Source organism: Leyella stercorea DSM 18206, assembly GCF_000235885.1.
Taxonomy (GTDB): domain Bacteria; phylum Bacteroidota; class Bacteroidia; order Bacteroidales; family Bacteroidaceae; genus Prevotella; species Prevotella stercorea.
Map to the genome: position 1 here is coordinate 1 of NZ_JH379415.1, position 2,943 is coordinate 2,943.

General features: G+C 44.5%; 2 protein-coding genes and 2 tRNA genes. 3 read left to right on the top strand and 1 reads right to left on the bottom strand.

Translation table 11 applies throughout. From position 1 onward, the window contains the following. Window positions 1–77: 77 nt before the first annotated feature. Window positions 78–163, bottom strand: a tRNA-OTHER gene (locus tag HMPREF0673_RS05860). Between the two features lie 198 nt (window positions 164–361). Here HMPREF0673_RS05860 and HMPREF0673_RS05865 point away from each other — a divergent pair. The 3 genes from HMPREF0673_RS05865 to argR all read left to right on the top strand — a co-directional run bounded on the left by HMPREF0673_RS05865 (window position 362) and on the right by argR (window position 2,402). Continuing rightward, a tRNA-Pro gene (locus HMPREF0673_RS05865) sits at window positions 362–434 on the top strand. A 148-nt stretch (window positions 435–582) separates the two neighbouring features. After that, on the top strand, window positions 583–1,902 hold the full coding sequence (locus HMPREF0673_RS05870; protein ID WP_007899388.1) for a DEAD/DEAH box helicase: 1,320 nt from the start codon (window positions 583–585) through the stop codon (window positions 1,900–1,902). 20 nt (window positions 1,903–1,922) lie between these two features. Continuing rightward, window positions 1,923–2,402 (top strand): arginine repressor, encoded by a 480-nt coding sequence (gene argR / locus HMPREF0673_RS05875; RefSeq protein WP_007899389.1) that lies wholly within the window; start codon window positions 1,923–1,925, stop codon window positions 2,400–2,402. The last annotated feature ends 541 nt before the right edge of the window (window positions 2,403–2,943 follow it).

Here is a 2,943-nt window from a genome sequence, read left to right on the forward strand (position 1 = left end):
TCCTTTGCTCTACCAACTGAGCTATGGCACGTATATATACAAAAAAAGAGTCACTCCGAAGAATGACTCTTTGTAAGTGGTGCCACCAGGAATCGAACCGGGGACACAAGGCCAATTAATAGACAATGTCAGTCCTTTGCTCTACCAACTGAGCTATGGCACCATTGTGCTTTTTCTTAAGCGAGTGCAAAGGTAGGCATTTTAATTTTACTGTGCAAGTTTTTTGCTGCTTTTTATGCGGAATGAGTGCAAATAGTTCTATTTTGCGCGTTCTAATAAAATTTTCTGTGAAAACTTGCACGTATTACGAAAAAAGTATGTATCTTTGCACTCGCTTTTGAGATATGTCTCATTCGGCAATCGGGATGTAGCGCAGTTGGTAGCGCACTACGTTCGGGACGTAGGGGTCGCAAGTTCGAATCTTGTCATCCCGACAAGGCGACAATCGATTATCGGTTGTCGCTTTTTTTATGCACCTAATAGTGGTGTAGTTTCGTCAAAAAACACTAACTTTGCAATTATTCGAAGCAAATAATATACATTTCCCAATTATTAAATCATACACTATACATTATTATATATATGGATATCACCACCACTCTCGCCAAGCTCCATATTGAAGAGCTTAATGCTATGCAGGAGGAAACTCTTTCAGCTATTCTTCACACCGACCGCGATGTTGTTGTGCTCGCGCCGACAGGTAGCGGTAAGACGCTCGCTTATCTGCTCCCTATCGCCACACGTCTCGATGCTAAACTCGACGAGATACAGGCGGTAGTTATCGTGCCGAGTCGTGAACTCGCATTACAGTCGTGTGAGGTATTCCGCAGTATGGGTACGGGTCTGCGTCCGATAGCACTCTACGGCGGACGCGCCACAATGGACGAGCATCGCGAGGTGGTGCGTCTCAAACCGCAGATAGTATTCGCAACGCCAGGTAGGCTCAACGACCACATTGCGAAGCAGAACTTTTCGGTGAGCGATGTGCACTGGCTTGTGCTTGACGAGTTCGATAAATGTCTACGCATGGGATTCCGCGCCGAAATGCAGACTGCGGTGGAGAGTCTGCCTAATGTGGAGCGACGGGTGCTGCTCTCGGCTACCGACGCCGAGGAGATGCCACGCTTCGTGCGCATGGGCAAAACGGAACGTGTCGACTTTCTTGACCGCGAGGAGCAGACACCCGATCGTATCAGTCTGTTCACGGTGAAGTCGCCAGAGAAGGATAAATTGCAGACACTGCTGAAGATGCTCATGGAATTTGGCAGCGAGCAGTCGATTGTTTTCCTCAACTATCGCGATGGGGTAGAACGTGTGGCAAAGTTTCTCTCGGCTGAAGGATTTGTAATTAGCGCGTTACATGGCGGACTCGATCAGCGTCAGCGCGAGGAAGCAGTGTATCGCTTCGCTAACCATTCGACCAACGTGCTCGTCGGAACCGACCTCGCTGCACGCGGACTGGATATTCCTGACGTGGCTAATATTATTCATTATAATCTACCCGTAGGTGAGGATGAATATGTACATCGCATAGGTAGAACAGGCCGCTGGGATGCAACCGGTCGCTCGTTTATCATACTAGGTCCAGAGGAACATCTGCCCGAATATGTGAAAGAACAGACTGCAGAACATCCTTTGCAGCCAGCAAAGGGCGCAGCTCCGCAGCCATGCATGGCTACATTATATATAGGTAAAGGCAAAAAGGATAAGGTATCGAAGGGTGATATCCTCGGATTTCTCTGTAAAACATGCGGACTTGAGGGTACGCAGATAGGTAAAATCGATGTCTATGAGCGTTATGCCTACGTAGCAGTCAGTCGCTCTGTAGCAAAACGAGTGATGAAAATGGCAGAAAATGCAAAGATAAAAGGAGTCCGTACAAAGGTAGAGTTGGCATTTTGATAATAACGTAAAATACCATAATGAAGACAAAGAACGATAGAATAGAGATGTTGAAAATGCTCATATCGAGTAATGATCTCGGCAGTCAGGAAGAAGTGCTCAATGCTTTGGCGCGCGAAGGATTTAAAGTGACGCAGGCAACACTCAGTCGCGACCTTAAACAGTTAAAGGTTGCTAAGGCAGCCAGTATGAATGGCAAATACGTATATGTGCTGCCCAATGAAACCATGTATCGACGTGTGTCATCCCCACGTTTAGCTTCTGAAATGATGCGTATGCCAGGTTTCCTGTCTATAAACTTCTCTGGTAATATAGGGGTCATTCGTACACGTCCTGGTTACGCCAGCTCCATTGCTTACAATATCGATAATGGACATATTGAAGATATACTTGGCACAATAGCCGGTGATGACACTATATTTATAGTGGTGAAAGAAGGCGTAAGTCAACAGCAGCTTGTTTCAAAGCTAAGTTGTGTGATACAGGGCTTAACGCTCTAAAAAGCAAATACGCTTCGTTTATGACTGTTTTCCCTCGAAAACCGCCCGTTTTCGTTGATTTAAGTCAAATTGAGCCTAAAAACTCAACTTTTTTGAAACTTTTTCGTCAAAACACTTGCACGGTATTGTTTTTTGTTATACCTTTGCATCCGCTTTCGAGAACGAACTTGATAAGCCAAATGAGCAGAACGAAGCTTGCTTCAGTTATGCCATGGCGAAAGTTTGTATCAAACGAAATAATCGAGCTAACAACGAGATAAACGTCGGGGTAGGAAGCGAAAGAAAAGAGTTCTTTGAAAAGATTTACATAAACAGACAAGTAGTACAAGAAGCAAGTCTTACATTATTTATAATGCACAGACTTGGGTAAAATACGAACCGTTAATCTTATATAAGGTTAAAACTTCAATAATAAAAGGAAGCTCGTTCTGAACAGATACAAACAAATGCTTTCAACATGCTTAGTTAGCCTTAAAAAGGCTTAGTTCGGCTTAGTTGTCAGCAGTAGGAAATATTTTACAATGTAGAGTTTGATCCTGGC

What these genes read in the sequence shown, in the direction of transcription:
- HMPREF0673_RS05870 (WP_007899388.1), top strand. Translation starts at nt 583, where the DNA reads ATGGATATCACCACCACTCTCGCCAAGCTCCATATTGAAGAGCTTAAT.
- argR (WP_007899389.1), top strand. Translation starts at nt 1,923, where the DNA reads ATGAAGACAAAGAACGATAGAATAGAGATGTTGAAAATGCTCATATCG.